Below are 17,483 nucleotides of genomic sequence, written 5' to 3'. Positions count from 1 at the left end.
CACCCGCCCGGCGCCGGACGCGGCGCCGTCGGCGACCGCCGGTCCGTCGGTCCGGCTGGACCCCGGGCGCCCGGAGACCGGTGCCACGCAGGCGGGGCCGATCGAGCCCGGCAGCCCGGAGGGGCCGCACCAGACGCCGGACACCGGCGAGCACACCACCCGGCTGCCGGTCACGCCGTCCGCCGGGACCGAGCCGGCCACCGGCCGGCTGCCCGTCGTCGGGCGGACCGGGTCGCCGGACCCGCTGACGGCGCCGTTCTCCGACGTGGAGGACTCCCTGCGCCGCGACGGTGAACCCGCCGCCGCGGAGACCCCCGAGGGCGCCGACCCGGTGACGGGCCGGTCCGGCCCGGTCACCGACCGGCCGTGGCCACCACCTCCGGCCGGTTCGGCCGACCCGTCCGACCCGTCCGACCCGTCCGACCAGGACACCACCAGCACGTCCGACCAGGCCCGGCAGGAGGACCACTGATGCCCCGCCGCGACGACATCAACCACGTCATGGTGATCGGCTCCGGGCCGATCGTCATCGGCCAGGCCTGCGAGTTCGACTACTCCGGGACCCAGGCCTGCCGGGTGCTGCAGGCCGAGGGCATCCGGGTCTCCCTGGTGAACTCCAACCCGGCGACGATCATGACCGACCCGGAGTTCGCCGACGCCACCTACGTCGAGCCGATCACCCCGGAGTTCGTCGAGAAGGTCATCGCCGCCGAGCGCCCGGACGCGATCCTGGCCACCCTGGGCGGCCAGACCGCGCTGAACACCGCGATCGCCCTGCACGACAACGGTGTCCTGGAGCGCTACGGCGTCGAGCTCATCGGGGCCGACGTCGACGCCATCCAGCGCGGCGAGGACCGGCTGAAGTTCAAGGACATCGTCACCGGGATCGGCGGCGACGTCCCGCGCTCGAAGGTCTGCCACTCCATGGAGGAGGTCCGGGAGGCCACCGCCGAGCTGGGCCTGCCGGTCGTCATCCGGCCGTCGTTCACCATGGGCGGGCTCGGCTCGGGCCTGGCCCACTCCGCCGAGGAGCTGGAGCGCCTGGCCGGTGCCGGGCTCGCGGCCAGCCCGGTAACCGAGGTCCTCATCGAGGAGTCGGTGCTCGGCTGGAAGGAGTACGAGCTCGAGCTGATGCGCGACCACCACGACAACGTGGTCGTCATCTGCTCCATCGAGAACCTCGACCCGATGGGCGTGCACACCGGGGACTCGATCACCGTCGCCCCGGCGATGACCCTCACCGACCGCGAGTACCAGCACATGCGCGACGTCGGCATCGCCGTGCTGCGCGCGGTCGGCGTCGAGACCGGTGGCTGCAACATCCAGTTCGCGATCCACCCCGAGACCGGCCGCCTGGTCGTGATCGAGATGAACCCGCGGGTCTCCCGGTCCTCGGCGCTGGCGTCGAAGGCCACCGGCTTCCCGATCGCGAAGATCGCCGCCCGGCTCGCCGTCGGCTACAGCCTCGACGAGATCCGCAACGACATCACCGGCGAGACCCTCGCCGCGTTCGAGCCGACGCTGGACTACGTCGCGGTCAAGATCCCGCGGTTCGCGTTCGAGAAGTTCCCCGGCGCCGACCCGGAACTGACGACGACCATGAAGTCGGTCGGCGAGGCGATGGCGCTGGGGCGCTCGTTCCCCGAGGCGCTGGGCAAGGCGCTGCGCTCGATGGAGCGCGACCAGGCCGGTTTCTGGACCACGCCGGACCCGTCCGGCGAGCCGGACTACGCGACCCCGGTCGACGGGCGCATCTACGAGCTGGAGCGCGCACTGCGCTCGGGACAGTCGGTCGACGACGTCGCCAAGACCTCCGGCGTCGACCCGTGGTTCGTCGACCAGATCGCGCTGCTCGGTGAGATCCGGGCCGAGCTGGAGGCGGCACCGGTGCTCGACGCCGACCTGCTGCGCCGGGCGAAGCGCTACGGCCTGTCCGACCGCCAGCTCGCCGCCGTCCGGCCGGAGTTCGCCGGTGAGGACGGGGTCCGGTCGTTGCGCCACCGGCTCGGCATCCGGCCGGTCTACAAGACCGTCGACACCTGCGCCGCCGAGTTCGCCGCGAAGACGCCGTACCACTACTCGGCCTACGAGACCGACCCGGCGGCCGAGTCGGAGATCGCCCCGCAGACCGAGAAGCCGAAGGTGCTCATCCTCGGGTCCGGCCCGAACCGGATCGGGCAGGGCATCGAGTTCGACTACTCCTGCGTGCACGCCGTCATGGCACTGCGCGACGCCGGGTTCGAGACCGTGATGGTCAACTGCAACCCGGAGACGGTCTCCACCGACTACGACACCGCCGACCGTCTCTACTTCGAGCCGCTGACCTTCGAGGACGTCCTCGAGGTCGTGCACGCCGAGCAGGTCTCGGGCACGGTCGCCGGGGTCATCGTGCAGCTCGGTGGCCAGACCCCGCTGGGGCTGGCGCAGAAGCTGACCGACGCCGGCGTGCCGGTCGTCGGCACCTCGGCGGCGGCGATCGACCTGGCCGAGGACCGCGGCGCGTTCGGTGAGGTGCTGGGCAAGGCCGGGCTGCCCGCTCCGGCGTTCGGCACCGCCACCAGCTTCTCCGGTGCCCGGGAGATCGCCGAGCGGATCGGCTACCCGGTGCTGGTGCGGCCGTCCTACGTGCTGGGCGGGCGGGGGATGGAGATCGTCTACGACGACGCCACCCTCGCCGGGTACATCGCCAGGGCGACGACGATCTCCCCGGACCGCCCGGTGCTCGTCGACAAGTTCCTCGACGACGCGATCGAGATCGACGTCGACGCCCTGTGCGACGGCGAGCAGGTCTACCTCGGTGGTGTGATGGAGCACATCGAGGAGGCCGGGGTGCACTCCGGTGACTCCTCCTGCACGCTGCCGCCGATCACGCTCGGCTCCTCGGTGCTGGAGAAGGTCCGGGAGGCGACGACGGCGATCGCGCACGGCGTCGGTGTCCGCGGCCTGCTCAACGTGCAGTACGCGCTGCACGGCGACGTGCTCTACGTGCTGGAGGCCAACCCGCGGGCGTCGCGGACGGTGCCGTTCGTCTCGAAGGCGACGTCGGTGCCGCTGGCCAAGGCCGCGGCCCGGATCATGCTCGGCACCACCATCGCCGAGCTGCGCGCCGAGGGCGTGCTCCCCGCGACCGGGGACGGCGGGCAGCTGCCCGCGGACTCGCCGGTCGCGGTCAAGGAGGCGGTGCTGCCGTTCAACCGGTTCCGCAACACCGCCGGTCAGGGCGTCGACCCGCTGCTCGGCCCGGAGATGAAGTCCACCGGTGAGGTCATGGGCTTCGACTCCGCCTTCGGCCGGGCGTTCGCCAAGTCGCAGGCAGCCGCGTACGGCTCGCTGCCGACCTCCGGCCGGGTCTTCGTGTCGATCGCCGACCGGGACAAGCGCGCGATGGTGTTCCCGATCCGGCGTCTCGCGGACATCGGGTTCGAGATCCTCGCCACCGAGGGCACGGCAGAGGTGCTGCGCCGCAACGGGATCGACGTGACCCCGGCGCGCAAGCACTCGATGGGCTCCGGGCCGGACACGCCCACGATCGTCGACGAGATCCTCGCCGGCTCGGTCGATCTCATCGTCAACACGCCGGTCGGCAACCCCGGCCCGCGGGTCGACGGCTACGAGATCCGGGCGGCCGCGGTCTCCCGCGGTGTCCCGTGCGTGACGACCGTGCAGGGGGCCGCGGCCGCGGTCCAGGGGATCGAGGCACTCGCCTCCGGCGGTCTCGGCGTCCGGTCGCTGCAGCAGGCACACGCCGAGCTGCGGGCCGCGGAGGAACGCTCGTGACCGACTTCGGCAAGCGCCTGGTGGAGGCCGTCGCCACCTACGGGTCGCTCTGCGTCGGCATCGACCCGCACCCGGCGTTGCTGGCCCGGTGGGGGCTCACCGACGACGCGGACGGCCTGGCCGGGTTCGCCGACACCTGCGTCGCCGGGCTCGCCGGTGCCGTGGCCGTCGTGAAGCCGCAGTCGGCGTTCTTCGAACGGCACGGGGCAGCCGGTGTCGCGGTCCTGGAGCGGTTGCTGGACGACCTCGCCGAGACCCCGACACTGAGCCTGCTCGACGCCAAGCGGGGTGACATCGGCTCCACGATGGACGGCTACGCCGACGCCTACCTCCGGGTCGGTGCCCCGCTCGGTGCGGACGCGGTGACGCTGTCGCCCTACCTCGGGTTCGAGGCGCTGGAACCGGCGTTCGTCGCGGCCGGCGAGGCCGGACGCGGGGTGTTCGTGCTGGCCAGGACGTCGAACCCGGAGGGGGCGCCGGTGCAGCTGGCCACCGTGCCGGGCGGCGGGACGCTGGCCCAGTCGGTGGTCGACGCCGCCGCGGCCCGCAACGCCGGTGCCGGTGCCTGCGGCGCCGAGACCGATCCGGGCGGCCCGCAGCCGTGTGGTGACGTCGGCGTCGTGGTCGGCGGGACCCGCGACCACGGACTGGACCTGTCCGGGCTGTACGGCCCGGTGCTGGTGCCGGGGCTCGGGGCGCAGGGTGCCAGCCCGGCCGACGTCGTCTCCCGGTTCGCCGGCACCGCGGGCCCGGTGCTCCCGGTGGCCGCGCGCTCGGTGCTGCGGGCCGGGCCCGACGCCGGCGCGTTGCGGGACGCGGCGCGGGCGCTGGGGGAGGAGCTGACCTCGGCGAGCGCCGGCTCGCACTGATCCGCGCCACCCGGACCGGCGGCGCCCGCCGGTGCCGCCGGCCCGGGTGCGTACGCGGCGCGCCCGGGTGAGATTGGGCGCACCCGGTGGGCTGTCCGGCGCAGCCGACGGCACGCCGGGCGGTACCTCGTGGCCGACGATGCGCCGACCCGACGTCCGGGGGAGCCGGGCGGTGCCCGGCGTCCCGGCACGCCGATCGTGCCCATGATCACCTTCGCGATGGCGAATCCGGAGGTGGGACCCCCATTGACGTGGCTGTGGAGGGCGTGGGTACGTTCGATTCGGCTCCGGGGACATCCCCCGGACGGGTCGGTGCGTCACAGCACCGCCCGGTCGCCGTCCCCCGCGGGCGGCGACGAGAACGACGGTGCACGACATGCTGCACGGCGTTGCACGACACGGACGTACGGAGGAACACCGTGGCCCTTCCCCAGCTGACCGAGGAACAGCGCGCCGCCGCGCTGGAGAAAGCTGCGGCCGCGCGCAAGGCTCGGGCCGAGCTGAAGGACCGCCTGAAGCGCGGTGGCACCACCCTGGAGGAGGTGCTCAAGAAGGCCGAGACCGACGAGGTGCTCGGCAAGATGAAGGTGTCCGCGCTCCTCGAGGCCCTGCCGAACGTGGGCAAGGTCCGCGCGCAGCAGATCATGGAGGAGCTCGAGATCGCGAGCAGCCGCCGGCTGCGCGGTCTCGGCGACCGCCAGCGCAAGGCCCTGCTCGAGCGCTACCCGAGCTGACCCGGCGGATCCCGTGACCGACACCTCCTCCGACGCCCCGGCGACCGCCGGCCGGTCCGGCCGTCCCGGCCGCGGGCGTCTGCTCGTGCTGGCCGGCCCGTCCGGGGTGGGGAAGAGCAGCGTGGTCGCGGGTCTGCGCGAGGCGTTGCCGGAGCTGCTGTTCAGCGTGTCCGCGACCACCCGGCCGGCCCGGCCGGGTGAGCTGGACGGCCGGGACTACCACTTCGTCTCCGCCGAGCGGTTCGACGCGCTGATCGAGCGCGGTGACCTGCTCGAGTGGGCCGAGGTGCACGGCGGGCTGCAGCGCTCCGGCACGCCGCGGGCCTACGTCGAGGAGGGCCTGGCCGCCGGGCGGCCGGTGCTCGTCGAGGTGGACCTGCAGGGGGCGCGCTCGGTGAAGCGGGTCCTGCCGGAGGCCGTCACCGTGTTCGTCGCGCCGCCCTCGATGGAGGAGCTGGCGCGCCGGTTGACCGACCGGGGCACCGACACCCCGGAACAACGGCAGCGCCGGCTGCGGACCGCCATCGAGGAGATGGACGCCCGCGGCGAGTTCGACCAGGTCGTGGTCAACGACGACCTGCAGGCCGTGATCGCACGGTTGGTAGCATTGGCGGTCGACCGCGACGCGGTGTGAACCGCCGGGCCTCCGCGGTCCCCCGATCCTTGCTTCTGGAGTGAGTACTTGAGCACCCCCATCGCCACCACCGCCCCCGAGGGCATCACCAACCCGCCGATCGACGACCTGCTCGGCCAGGTCAGCTCGAAGTACGCGCTGGTCATCTACGCGGCCAAGCGCGCCCGGCAGATCAACGACTACTACTCCCAGCTCGGCGAGGGCCTGCTGGAGTACGTCGGCCCGCTCGTCGAGCCGGGTCCGCGCGAGAAGCCGCTCTCGATCGCCATGCGTGAGATCCAGGCCGGCGTGCTCGAGCACACCGAGGGCGAGTAGGTCCCACCGATGGCCGAGACGGTCCCGGAGGTCCTGCTCGGCGTCGCCGGCGGTATCGCCGCCTACAAGAGTGCCGAGCTGCTGCGCCGGCTGACCGAGTCGGGCCACGCGGTCCGGGTGGTCCCCACCGAGGCCGCGCTGGAGTTCGTGGGCGCGGCCACCTTCGAGGCGTTGTCCGGCCGTCCGGTCGCCACCGGGGTGTTCTCCGACGCGCACGAGGTGCCGCACGTGGCACTCGGGCGCCGGGCCGATCTCGTCGTCGTGGCCCCGGCGACCGCGGACCTGATGGCCCGCCTGGCCCACGGCCGCTCCGACGACCTGCTGACCGCCGCGCTGCTCACCGCGCGCTGCCCGGTCCTGCTCGCGCCCGCGATGCACACCGAGATGTGGGAGCACCCGGCGACCCGGGACAACGTCGCCCTGCTCCGGGCCAGGGGCACGGTCGTGCTGGAACCGGCGTCCGGGCGTCTCACCGGTGCCGACACCGGCAAGGGCCGGCTGCCCGACCCGGCCGAGATCTTCGACGTGGCCCGGCTGCTGCTGGAGCGCCCCGACGCGCTGCCCCTCGATCTCGCGGGCCGGCACGTCGTCGTGAGCGCCGGTGGCACCCGGGAGAACCTCGATCCGGTCCGCTACCTGGGTAACCGCTCCTCGGGGCGGCAGGGCTGGGCGCTCGCCCGGGTCGCGGCGCAGCGTGGCGCGCGGGTCACCCTGGTCGCCGGGCACACCGCCGACCTCACGGTCCCGGCCGGTGTCGATCTCGTCCCGGCGGGGACCGCCGCGGCGATGGAGGCGGCCGTGCGGGGCGCGGCGACGGACGCGGACGTCGTCGTGATGGCGGCCGCCGTCGCCGACTTCCGGCCGGTCGCCACCGCCGCGGACAAGATCAAGCGCGGCAGTGCGGAACCGGAGCCGCTGCGGCTGGAGCAGAACCCGGACATCCTCGCCGGTCTCGTGCACGACCCGCCCCGGCCCGGCCAGGTGGTCGTCGGTTTCGCCGCCGAGACCGGGGACTCCGAGGGCGGGGTGCTGCACCACGGGCGCGCGAAGCTCGCCCGCAAGGGCTGTGACCTGCTCGTGGTGAACGCGGTCGGTGACGGCAAGGCGTTCGGGACCCTCGACAACGCCGGATGGCTGCTCGCCCGTGACGGCGGCGAGGAGGAACTCCCCATGGGATCCAAGGCCCTGCTGGCCTCCCGGATCTGGGACGCGGTCACGCCGCGCCTGCCCTGACCGCGCAGCGGACCCCGGGCGATCGGCCCGGTGTCCGGGGATCCGCCGGGGCCCGGGCCGCAACGGGCCCGGGCCGCGACGGGTGGCTCAGTCCTCGTCGTCCTCGGAGAAGATCGACGGGCTGCTGCTGCGCTCCGGGGTGGCCGACGGGTCGGCCGAGGACTCCGGCGAGCTGCTGCGCTCGGTGGAGCCGGTCGAGGAGCGGGGCATGCTGCCGGTGGTCGGCGACGCCGAGCGCTCGGCGCTGCTCATGCCGTCCGTGCCGCGCGGGCTCGTGACGTCCTCCGACGATCGGGTGTTCGGGGCCGTGGCGCCCGAGGTCGAGACGTAGTCGGCGACGGCCCAGCCGCCGTACTCGGGCAGCTCGACGAAGCCGTCCTCGGCCTCGCCGACCGACGTCGTCTCGCCCCGCTCGCAGACGCCGACGATCGGCGCCGTCTCGGAGGGCTCGGAGCGCACGTTGACGCTCGAGGTGCAGGTGCCGCTGCCGGCGGCCGTCGCGGTGCCGGCGACCACGCCGATCCCGGTCACGCCGGCCACCGCAAGGGCACCGGCAACGGCGGCGATGCGTCGCGAGTTCGGCTTCATGGTGGGTCTACCTCCGTGCTGACGGCGGCCGGGGAACCGCCGTCGTGTCCTGGTCTCGTCCGGTGTGTCGCACCCTCCGGTGCGGAAGGTGCGTCGCCCCGACCAACGAGTCGCGGTCCGAAGGATTCGTGACGGGGAGGGTCAATCACTCCATCCGGCGACGTTCCGCGTCCGTCCCGCCGTGATCGTCACTCTCCGTGTCGTCGTGCCCGGCCCCGTCCGCGGATCGCCGGGCACCGGACCGCCCGGCCCGTGGCTCCGGTCCCGCGGTGTGGCGCAACGCATCCCGTCCGTCCGGCCACGCTCCGCATGTGAGTTCCGTCCTCCGACGGTCCGTACGGATGGCGGATCTCGACTAGGGTTGCCTTCCGAGGGGCGCCCGTCATCGTGGTTGCGCCCGAGCGAGCGCGGCGACCGCGCCGCGCCGGAGTGGAGCAGTACCCAACGGATGGAGATACAGCGCGTGTCGAACACGAGCCGCAGGCTGTTCACCAGCGAGTCGGTCACCGAGGGCCACCCCGACAAGATCTGTGACGCGATCAGCGACACGATCCTCGACGCGATGCTCGCGCAGGACCCGAGCAGCCGGGTCGCGGTGGAGACCATGGTGACCACCGGTCAGGTGCACGTCGCCGGCGAGGTCACGACCAACGCCTACGTCGAGATCCCGCAACTCGTCCGGGACCGCATCCTCGAGATCGGCTACGACTCGTCCGCGAAGGGGTTCGACGGCGCGTCCTGCGGCGTCAACATCGCGATCGGTGCGCAGTCCCCGGACATCGCACAGGGCGTGGACACCGCCTACGAGAAGCGCGTCGAGTCCGCCGAGGACGAGATCGCCAGGCAGGGTGCCGGTGACCAGGGCCTGATGTTCGGGTACGCCTGCGAGGACACCCCCGAGCTGATGCCGCTGCCGATCGCGCTCGCGCACCGGCTGTCCCGGCGGCTGACCGAGGTCCGCAAGAACGGCACGCTGCCCTACCTGCGTGCGGACGGCAAGACCCAGGTCACCATCGACTACGAGGGGGACAAGCCGGTCCGTCTCGACACCGTCGTCCTGTCCTCGCAGCACGCCGCCGACGTCGACCTCGACGGCATGCTGACCCCGGACATCCTCAAGCACGTCGTCACCCCCGAGGTCGAGGCGCTCGGCTGGGACCCGGCGCAGCCGAAGCTGCTCGTCAACCCGACCGGGCGGTTCGTGCTGGGCGGCCCGATGGGCGACGCCGGGCTCACCGGCCGGAAGATCATCGTCGACACCTACGGCGGGATGGCGCGCCACGGTGGTGGCGCGTTCTCGGGCAAGGACCCGTCGAAGGTCGACCGGTCCGCCGCCTACGCGATGCGCTGGGTCGCGAAGAACGCCGTGGCCGCCGGGCTGGCCGGCCGGATCGAGGTCCAGGTCGCCTACGCGATCGGCAAGGCCGCCCCGGTCGGGCTGTTCGTCGAGACCTTCGGCACCGAGAACGTCGACCCGGCGAAGATCCAGGCCGCGATCGAGGAGGTGTTCGACCTCCGCCCGGCCGCGATCATCCGCGACCTGAAGCTGCTGCGTCCGATCTACACCCCGACCGCGGCCTACGGCCACTTCGGCCGGACCGACGTCGACCTGCCGTGGGAGGACACCTCCCGGGCCGACGCACTGAAGTCCGTCGTCGGCGCCTGAACACCGCCGCCGGCGCCTGAACACCGCACCCGTGGCCGGGACCGCTGCCCGCGGTCCCGGCCACGGGTGTGTCGGGGGCCGGTCGGTGCCGTCTGGTAGACCCTGGCCGTGAGCACTCCCGCGACGCCCCGAGCCGCCCGCCCTCGGCGTCCCGCGCGCAACCGCGGTGAGTGGACCCCGGCACCGGCGCGACCGGTCGCGCGGGTGGTCGTGGACGTCCCGCTGCCGCACCTGGACCGCACGTTCGACTACCGGGTGCCGTCGCACCTCGACGAGGCCGCGGTCCCCGGGGTCCGCATCCGGGTCCGCTTCGCCGGCCGGATGCTCGACGGCTACCTGCTGGAGCGGGCCGAGGACTCCGCGCACGGCGGGCGGCTCGCCTGGGTCGAGAAGGTGGTGTCGACCGAGCCGGTACTGACCCCGGAGGTGGCCGGTCTGGCCAGGGCGGTCGCCGACCGCTACGCCGGGGTGCTGGCCGACGTGATGCGCCTGGCGATCCCCGGCCGGCACGCCCGCGTCGAGTCGGAGACCCCGCGCGAGCGGGTGCAGCCCGCGCCGGAGCCGCCGGACCGGGCCGGCTGGGCGCGCTACCCGCGGGGCGGTCCGTTGCTCGACGCCCTGACCGGCGGGCGAGCCGCGCACGCGGTGTGGCAGGCGCTGCCGGGGGAGGACTGGCCGGTCCGCCTGGCGGAGGCGGCCGCAGCGACCCGGCTCGCCGGCCGTTCGGCGTTGCTGGTGGTGCCCGACCAGCGCGACGTCGACCGTGTGCACGCGGCCTGCGCCGCGCTGCTGGGCGCCGACACGGTCGTCGCCCTCACCGCTGATCTCGGCCCGGCCGAGCGGTACCGGCGGTGGCTGGCGGTGCGCCGCGGGGCCGTACGGGTGGTCGTCGGCACCCGGTCCGCCGCGTTCGCGCCGCTGGGTGAGCTGGGCCTGCTCGCGGTGTGGGACGACGGGGACGACTCGCACGCCGAGCCGCGCACACCGGGGCCGCAGGTCCGGGACGTGCTGATGCTGCGCGCGCACCGCGAGGGGGCCGCCCTGCTCGTGGGCGGCTTCGCACGCACCGCGGAGGCGCAGCTGCTGGTCGAGTCCGGCTGGGCCGGGTCGGTGGTCGCGGACCGGGCCACCGTGCGGGCCGCGGCCCCGCGGATCACGGCGATCGGGGAGTCCGACACCCAGCTCGCCAGGGACCCGGTGGCGCGGGCCGCGCGGGTGCCCGGTGTGGCGTTCGAGGCGGCGCGTGCGGCGATCGCCGCCGGGCGCCCGGTGCTGGTGCAGGTCCCGCGCTCGGGCTACCTGCCGTTCCTGGCCTGCACGTCCTGCCGGGAGTCGGCGCGCTGCCGGCACTGCGCCGGGCCGCTCGGGCTGCCGCGGGCGGCGTCCGGGTCCGGCGCGGACGGGGGCGCGGCGGGGCTGCCGGCCTGCCGGTGGTGCGGGCGGGCCGAGCCGGCCTTCCGCTGCGGGCACTGCGGCTCGCGGCGGCTGCGCGCCGGGGTGATCGGGGCCGGCCGGACGGCCGAGGAGCTCGGCCGGGCGTTCCCCGGTGTGCCGGTGCGCAGCTCCGGGGGCGGCACCGCCGTGCTCGACGAGGTCCCGGCCGGGCCCGCGCTGGTCGTCGCCACGCCGGGTGCGGAGCCGGTGGCCGACGGCGGCTACGGCGCGGCACTGCTGCTCGACGGCTGGGCCATGCTCGCCCGCCCGGACCTGCGGGTCGCGGAGGAGACGCTGCGCCGCTGGTTCGCGGCCGCGGCGGGCGTCCTGCCGCACGAGGACGGCGGCCGGGTCGTGGTCGTCGCCGAGTCGGCCATCCCGACCGTCCAGGCGCTCGTCCGGTGGGACCCGGTCTGGCACGCCGAGGCCGAGCTCGCCGAGCGAGCCGGTGTCGGTTTCCCGCCCGCGGTACGGATGGCCGCCGTCGAGGGGCCGCCGGCGGCGGTCGCCGAGATCTGCGACGCCGTCCTCGACCCCGGCCACGATCCGCCGCCCGGGGTGGAGCTCCTCGGGCCGGTGGAGATCGATCCGCCGGAGCACCCGTCCGGATCCGGGCGTGCGGAGATCCGGGAGCGCGCGCTGCTGCGGGTGCCCCGGGCGCAGGGCCGCCGGCTCGCGACGGCGCTGCACGACGCCCAGGCGTCCCGGACGGCGCGCAAGGCACCCGAGACGGTGCGGGTACGGCTGGATCCGGACGAGATCGAGTGAGGGCCGGACGCCGCGGACGGCAGTGGCACAATGGCGCGTCGACCCGCCGCCCGCCGTCGTGCGCGCCCTACCCGGCCAGCCCGGACCCCCAGCCCCGAGGAGCCCCGTGCCCATCCAGCCCGTCCGGTTGTTCGGCGATCCCGCGCTCCGCACCCGCGCCACCGAGGTCACCGACTTCGACGCGGAGCTGCGCACGCTGGTCGCCGACCTCACCGACACCATGCACGACGAGGGCGGTGCCGGGCTGGCCGCGCCCCAGATCGGGGTGGGCCGGCGGGTGTTCGTGTTCGACTGCGACGGCGTCTCCGGTCACCTGGTGAACCCGGTGTGGGAGCCGGTGGGCGAGGAGGAGCAGATCGGGCGGGAGGGCTGCCTGTCCATCCCGGGTCTGGGCTGGGACTGCCGCCGGCGGGCGAACGTCGTCGCCCGTGGGTGGAACATGTACGGCGAGCCGCAGGTCATCGAGGGCACCGCGCTGTTGGCACGGGCCATCCAGCACGAGACCGACCACCTCGACGGTGTCCTGTTCGTCGACCGGCTCGACGCCGAGACCCGCAAGCAGGCGATGCGCGAGATCCGCCAGGCGGCCTGGTTCGGCGAGCCGGAGCCGGTCGTCAAGGTCAGCCCGCACGCCATGTTCGGCAAGGCCCGATGAGACTGCTCTTCGCCGGTACGCCGGAGCCGGCCGTACCCGCGCTGCGGGCGCTGCTCGCGTCGTCGCGGCACGAGGTCGTCGCCGTACTGACCCGGCCGGACGCCCCGTCCGGCCGCGGGCGCCGGCTCACCCGCTCACCGGTGGGCGCGCTCGCCGACGAGGCGGGCGTCCCGGTACTTACCCCGGCGCGGCCGACCGGCGCGGAGTTCGTGGAGACCCTGCGCGGGCTCGAGCTGGACTGCGCGCCCGTGGTCGCCTACGGGGCACTGCTGCCCCGCCCGGTGCTGGACGTCCCCCGCCACGGCTGGGTCAACCTGCACTTCTCGCTGCTGCCGGCGTGGCGCGGTGCGGCCCCGGTGCAGGCGGCGATCCGGCACGGCGACGACATCACCGGCGCGACCACGTTCCGGCTCGAGGAGGGCATGGACACCGGGCCGACCTACGGCGTCGTGACCGAGCCGGTCGGCGCGACGGACACCGCGGGAGAGGTGCTCGCGCGGCTGGCCGAATCGGGGGCCACGCTGCTGACCGCGACGCTGGACGGGATCGCCGACGGCACCGTCGACGCGGTGCCCCAGCCCGCCGACGGGGTGTCCCACGCGCCCAAGGTCACCCCGGCCGGCGCCCGGGTCGATCCCGCGTCGCCGGCGGCCGCGATCGACCGGCTCGTGCGGTCGGTGACACCCGAGCCGGGTGCGTGGTGCGAGTTCCGCGGGGACCGCCTCGGCCTCGGCCCGGTCCGCCCGCTGCGCACCGGCGAGATCGAGCTGGCCCCCGGCGAGCTGCGGGTGGAGCGCCGCCGGGTGCTGGCCGGCACGGCGACCGTCCCGGTCGAGCTGGGTGCGGTCACCGCGAAGGGCAAGCGGCAGATGCCGGCCGCGGACTGGGCCCGCGGGGCCCGGATCGACGCCGGCGAGCACCTGACGTGATGCGGGCCGGTGATCCGGCCACGAGAACTGCGACGACGAGGTACGAGGACGGCCGGGCCCCCGGCCGCGGCGGACGACCGCCGAGGAGAACGACGTGAGCGAGCAGGACCCCGGATCCCGTCCGGACGACGGTGACCGCCGCGACCAGCGCCGCGCCCCGCGCGACGGCGACCGCCGCGGCCCCGGTGCGGACCGGGGGCGTCCACGCGACGGCGGCGGCCGCGGAGCGGAGCGGACCGGTTCGGGCTGGGGTGGTGGCCGGGACCGTTCCGGCTCCGGCCGGGGCCCGGATCGCGACGACCGCGGCGGGCCGGGTGGCGACCGTGGGGGTTACCGCGGCGATCGCGGTGGCTTCGGTGGCGACGGTGGTGACCGGGCCCGCGGCGGGCACCGGGACGATCGCGGTGGTTCCGGCACCGGTCGCGGCAGGTACGGCGGTGGGCGTGGTGGGCCCGGTGGCGACCGGGCCCGGCGCGACGACCGTGACTCCCGGGGCGGGCGTGGTGACGGGGGCGACCGGGGCGCCGGGCACGACCGCCGGCCCAGCCACTCGCGCTCCGGTGGCGACGTCGCTCGCCGCCCGGGCTCCACGGGACCCCGCGGCGACACCCGCCCGTCCCGGGACCGCGACACCGGGCGCGGCCCGCGCCGCGAGCAGGACCGGCACGACTCCGAGCGCCGCGACGGCGGCCGTCGCGAGCGCTCGGCGGGCCCGCGCAACTCCGGCCCGCCGCGCGGTCGGGTCGGGCCCGGCCGGCCGCCGGGCGACGACCCGGCCCGTCAGGCCGCCTACGAGCTGCTGACCGCGGTCCGCGAGCGGGACGCCTACGCGAACCTCGCGCTGCCGGGCATCCTGCGCCGGTACCGGCTCCGGGACCGTGACGCCGCCCTGGCCACCGAGCTGGGCTACGGCACCCTGCGCGCCCAGGGACTGCTCGACACGATCATCGACGCGTGCACCGACCGGCCGCTGTCGAAGATCGAGCACCCGCTGCTCGACGCGCTGCGGCTGGGCGCCTACCAGCTGCTGCGGACCAGGGTCCCGGCGCACGCCGCCGTCTCGACCTGCGTCGAGCTCGTGCGCGGCGACCACGGTTCGCAGTCGGCCGGCTTCGTCAACGCCGTGCTGCGCCGGATCGGCGAGCACGACGAGGGCGAGTGGCTCGACCGGCTCGCCCCGGACGCCGCCGAGGACCCGGTGGGCGCGGCCGCGCTGCGCCACGCCCACCCCCGGTGGATCGCCCAGGCGTTCGCCGACGCGCTCGGCGACACCGGCGAGGAGCTGACCGCCGCACTGGCCGCCGACGACGCCCGGCCCCGGGTGCACCTGCTCGCCCGCCCCGGCGAGATCTCCGCCGAGGAGCTCGCGCTGGCCACCGGGGGAGAGCAGGCGCCGTGGTCGCCCTACGGGGTGCACCTGGAACCGGGCAGCGGCGACATCGGCGAGCTCGACGCCGTCGCCGAGGGCCTGGCGCTGGTCCAGGACGAGGGCAGCCAGCTCGTGGCGGCCGCCCTGGCCCGGGCCGAGCTGCACGGGGAGGACACCGGGCGCTGGCTGGACCTGTGTGCCGGGCCGGGCGGGAAGTCGTCGCTGCTCGGGGGGCTGGTCGCCGCGCTCGGCGGCACCCTGGACGCGGTGGAGTCCAGCGAGCACCGGGCCGGGCTGGTCCGGTCCGTCACCGACGAGCTCCCGGTGACCGTGCACGTCGCCGACGGCCGCGAGGCCCCGCTGCCCGACGGCGTCTTCGACCGGGTGCTGGTCGACGCCCCGTGCACCGGGCTCGGTGCGCTGCGGCGCCGGCCCGAGGCCCGGTGGCGCCGGCGCCCGGAGGACACCGCGGCCCTCGCCCGGCTGCAGCGCGAGCTGCTGGTCGCGGCGCTGCGGCACGTCCGGCCGGGCGGTGTGGTCGCCTACGTCACCTGCTCACCGCACCTGTCCGAGACCGCCGGGGTGGTCGGGCGGATCGTGGGCCGGGCGGACCGGCCCGGCCCGGCCGGCCCGGTCGAGCAGCTCGACGCGCGGTCCGGCCTCCCCGCGGAGATGCCCGGCCTGGGCGACGGCCCCGCCGTGCAGCTGTGGCCGCACCGGCACGGCACCGACGCCATGTACCTGACGTTGCTGCGCAAGCCGCTCGGGTGAGCCCGGCGCCGTCGCACCCCGGACGGGTGTGACGGCGCCCTCGCCCACGGGTGTCCGTGCCCGGACCGCGCCGAAGTAGCCTGCTCCGCGTGCACCCCATGATCGCGCCCAGCATCCTCTCGGCCGACTTCGCGCGGCTGGCCGACGAGGCCGCGGCCGTCGGCCCGCGTGACGGCACGACCGGTGCGGACTGGCTGCACGTCGACGTGATGGACGCGCACTTCGTGCCGAACCTGACCCTCGGGCTCCCGGTCGTGCAGAGCCTGCGGGCCGCCACCGAGATCCCGCTCGACTGCCACCTCATGATCTCCGACCCGGACCGCTGGGCCCCCGGTTACGCCGAGGCCGGCGCCCGCAACGTCACCGTGCACGTCGAGGCCGCGGACGACCCGGTGAAGCTGGCGAAGGACCTGCGCGCCGCCGGCGCGCTCGCTGGGCTGTCGATCAAGCCGAACACCCCGCTCGACCCGTACGTGGAGCTGCTCGGGCACTACGACACGCTGCTGGTGATGAGCGTCGAGCCGGGCTTCGGCGGGCAGAGCTTCATGCCCGAGGTGCTGGACAAGGTCCGGACGGCCCGCCGGCTCGTCGACACCGGTCACCTGCGGCTGATCGTCGAGATCGACGGCGGCATCAACGCCGACACCATCGAGCAGGCCGCCGAGGCCGGCGTCGACTGCTTCGTCGCGGGGTCCGCCGTCTACAACGCCGAGGACCCGGGGCGCGCGGTCGCGGCGCTGCGCGACAGCGTGCGCCGGGCGAGCCCGCACCGCTGGGCCGGCTGAGCACGACCGGGCGGCGCCGCGGCGCCGGAGCGGCGGGTGCCTCCGTGTGACTCCGCGCACAGCAGGCGGTCCGGGTCATGACCTGTGCCGCAGGAGGACCGCGATCGCTCCCGGCAGGGGTAGCGTCCGCACCGACGGCCCGGCACCCTGCCCGGCCACCGGGAACGGTGGACGGCACCCGGCGTGGGAACGATCTCGGACACCGTGCGGTTGCAGGGGACGAGGACCGCTCGGCCGGACGTGGAGATCGACCCACGGTCGGCGTCGGCGCCGATCGGAGGAGCAGGAGGGAACACCGATGTTCACCGGCATCGTGGAGGAGGTCGGCGAGGTCGTCGACCTCCGGACCGACGGCGACGTCGTCGTGCTGACGGTACGGGCGGCGCTCGCCGCCGACGTCGGGCACGGGGAGTCGGTGGCCGTGAACGGGTGTTGCCTGACCGCCGTCGTGGACGGCCCCGGCGCTGCGACCCTCACCCTCGAGCTCGTCCCGGAGACCCTGAAGCGCACCTCGCTCGGAGCGGTCGGCCCCGGATCCGGGGTCAACCTGGAGCGCGCGGTGCGCGCCGGTGGCCGGCTCGACGGCCACATCGTGCAGGGCCACGTCGACGGGGTGGGGAGCGTCGTCTCGCGCACCCCGGGCGAGCGCAGCGACGAGGTCCGCTTCTCGTTGCCCGCGGAGCTGGCCCGGTACGTCGTGGAGAAGGGTTCGATCGCCGTCGACGGGGTGTCGCTGACCGTCGCCGCGGAGTACCCGGACGGGTTCGGTGTGGCGCTCATCCCGACCACGCTCGCCGACACCACCCTGGGCGCGCGGACTCCCGGTGACCCGGTCAACCTGGAGGTCGACGTGATCGCCAAGTACGTGGAACGGATGACCGCGGGGTACCTGCGGGGAGCCTCGGCGGGATCGGACGCAGGACAGGAAGGGGTCGCGCGGTGAGCGAGTCGACGGA

At 75.1% G+C, this 17,483-nt stretch carries 14 protein-coding genes; 13 read left to right on the top strand and 1 reads right to left on the bottom strand.

What is annotated here, in order from left to right; genetic code table 11:
- The first annotated feature begins 471 nt into the window (after positions 1-471).
- The 6 genes from carB to coaBC all read left to right on the top strand — a co-directional run bounded on the left by carB (position 472) and on the right by coaBC (position 7,562).
- Entirely contained in the window at positions 472-3,777 is a 3,306-nt protein-coding gene (carB, locus tag AFB00_RS28210; RefSeq protein WP_068799697.1) for a carbamoyl-phosphate synthase large subunit, read from the top strand.
- Positions 3,774-4,646 (top strand): orotidine-5'-phosphate decarboxylase, encoded by an 873-nt coding sequence (pyrF, locus tag AFB00_RS28205; RefSeq protein ID WP_068799696.1) that lies wholly within the window; start codon positions 3,774-3,776, stop codon positions 4,644-4,646. Before carB ends, pyrF begins: the two co-directional genes overlap by 4 nt.
- 419 nt (positions 4,647-5,065) lie before the next feature.
- Positions 5,066-5,380: an integration host factor, actinobacterial type gene (mihF, locus tag AFB00_RS28200; RefSeq protein ID WP_068799695.1), complete on the top strand. Its 315-nt coding sequence runs from the start codon at positions 5,066-5,068 to the stop codon at positions 5,378-5,380.
- A gap of 13 nt (positions 5,381-5,393) precedes the next feature.
- Positions 5,394-6,014 (top strand): guanylate kinase, encoded by a 621-nt coding sequence (gene gmk / locus AFB00_RS28195; protein ID WP_068799694.1) that lies wholly within the window; start codon positions 5,394-5,396, stop codon positions 6,012-6,014.
- Positions 6,015-6,062: 48 nt separating this feature from the next.
- Positions 6,063-6,329, top strand: a complete 267-nt coding sequence (rpoZ, locus tag AFB00_RS28190; RefSeq protein ID WP_068799693.1) for a DNA-directed RNA polymerase subunit omega — start codon at positions 6,063-6,065, stop codon at positions 6,327-6,329.
- A 9-nt stretch (positions 6,330-6,338) separates the two neighbouring features.
- Positions 6,339-7,562 (top strand): bifunctional phosphopantothenoylcysteine decarboxylase/phosphopantothenate--cysteine ligase CoaBC, encoded by a 1,224-nt coding sequence (gene coaBC, locus AFB00_RS28185; RefSeq protein ID WP_197519690.1) that lies wholly within the window; start codon positions 6,339-6,341, stop codon positions 7,560-7,562.
- Positions 7,563-7,649: 87 nt separating this feature from the next.
- Here the strand turns inward: coaBC and AFB00_RS28180 are convergent, their stop codons facing one another.
- Positions 7,650-8,150: an SH3 domain-containing protein gene (locus tag AFB00_RS28180; protein WP_156819756.1), complete on the bottom strand. Its 501-nt coding sequence runs from the start codon at positions 8,148-8,150 to the stop codon at positions 7,650-7,652.
- 463 nt (positions 8,151-8,613) lie between these two features.
- On the opposite strand from AFB00_RS28180, the gene metK reads away from it, so the two are divergent.
- The 7 genes from metK (at position 8,614) to AFB00_RS28145 (ending at position 17,470) form a co-directional block, all read left to right on the top strand.
- Entirely contained in the window at positions 8,614-9,816 is a 1,203-nt protein-coding gene (metK, locus tag AFB00_RS28175) for a methionine adenosyltransferase (protein ID WP_231974115.1), read from the top strand.
- 108 nt (positions 9,817-9,924) lie between these two features.
- The gene (locus tag AFB00_RS28170; RefSeq protein WP_083275889.1) at positions 9,925-12,018 is read left to right on the top strand and encodes a primosomal protein N'; all 2,094 of its coding nucleotides are present in this window, start codon (positions 9,925-9,927) and stop codon (positions 12,016-12,018) included.
- Positions 12,019-12,124: 106 nt separating this feature from the next.
- On the top strand, positions 12,125-12,673 hold the full coding sequence (gene def / locus AFB00_RS28165; RefSeq protein WP_068799689.1) for a peptide deformylase: 549 nt from the start codon (positions 12,125-12,127) through the stop codon (positions 12,671-12,673).
- Complete coding sequence (locus AFB00_RS28160) at positions 12,670-13,602, top strand: methionyl-tRNA formyltransferase (RefSeq protein ID WP_068799688.1); 933 nt, start codon at positions 12,670-12,672, stop codon at positions 13,600-13,602. Before def ends, AFB00_RS28160 begins: the two co-directional genes overlap by 4 nt.
- A gap of 796 nt (positions 13,603-14,398) precedes the next feature.
- Positions 14,399-15,742: an RsmB/NOP family class I SAM-dependent RNA methyltransferase gene (locus tag AFB00_RS28155; protein ID WP_068800760.1), complete on the top strand. Its 1,344-nt coding sequence runs from the start codon at positions 14,399-14,401 to the stop codon at positions 15,740-15,742.
- A 98-nt stretch (positions 15,743-15,840) separates the two neighbouring features.
- Positions 15,841-16,527, top strand: a complete 687-nt coding sequence (gene rpe / locus AFB00_RS28150; RefSeq protein WP_068799687.1) for a ribulose-phosphate 3-epimerase — start codon at positions 15,841-15,843, stop codon at positions 16,525-16,527.
- A gap of 298 nt (positions 16,528-16,825) precedes the next feature.
- The gene (locus AFB00_RS28145; protein WP_068799686.1) at positions 16,826-17,470 is read left to right on the top strand and encodes a riboflavin synthase; all 645 of its coding nucleotides are present in this window, start codon (positions 16,826-16,828) and stop codon (positions 17,468-17,470) included.
- Positions 17,471-17,483 lie beyond the last annotated feature (13 nt).

The sequence above is a fragment of the Pseudonocardia sp. HH130630-07 genome (genome assembly GCF_001698125.1).
In the GTDB taxonomy this organism is placed as follows: Bacteria; Actinomycetota; Actinomycetes; order Mycobacteriales; family Pseudonocardiaceae; genus Pseudonocardia.
This window is presented reverse-complemented; position numbering and strand designations above follow the sequence as displayed.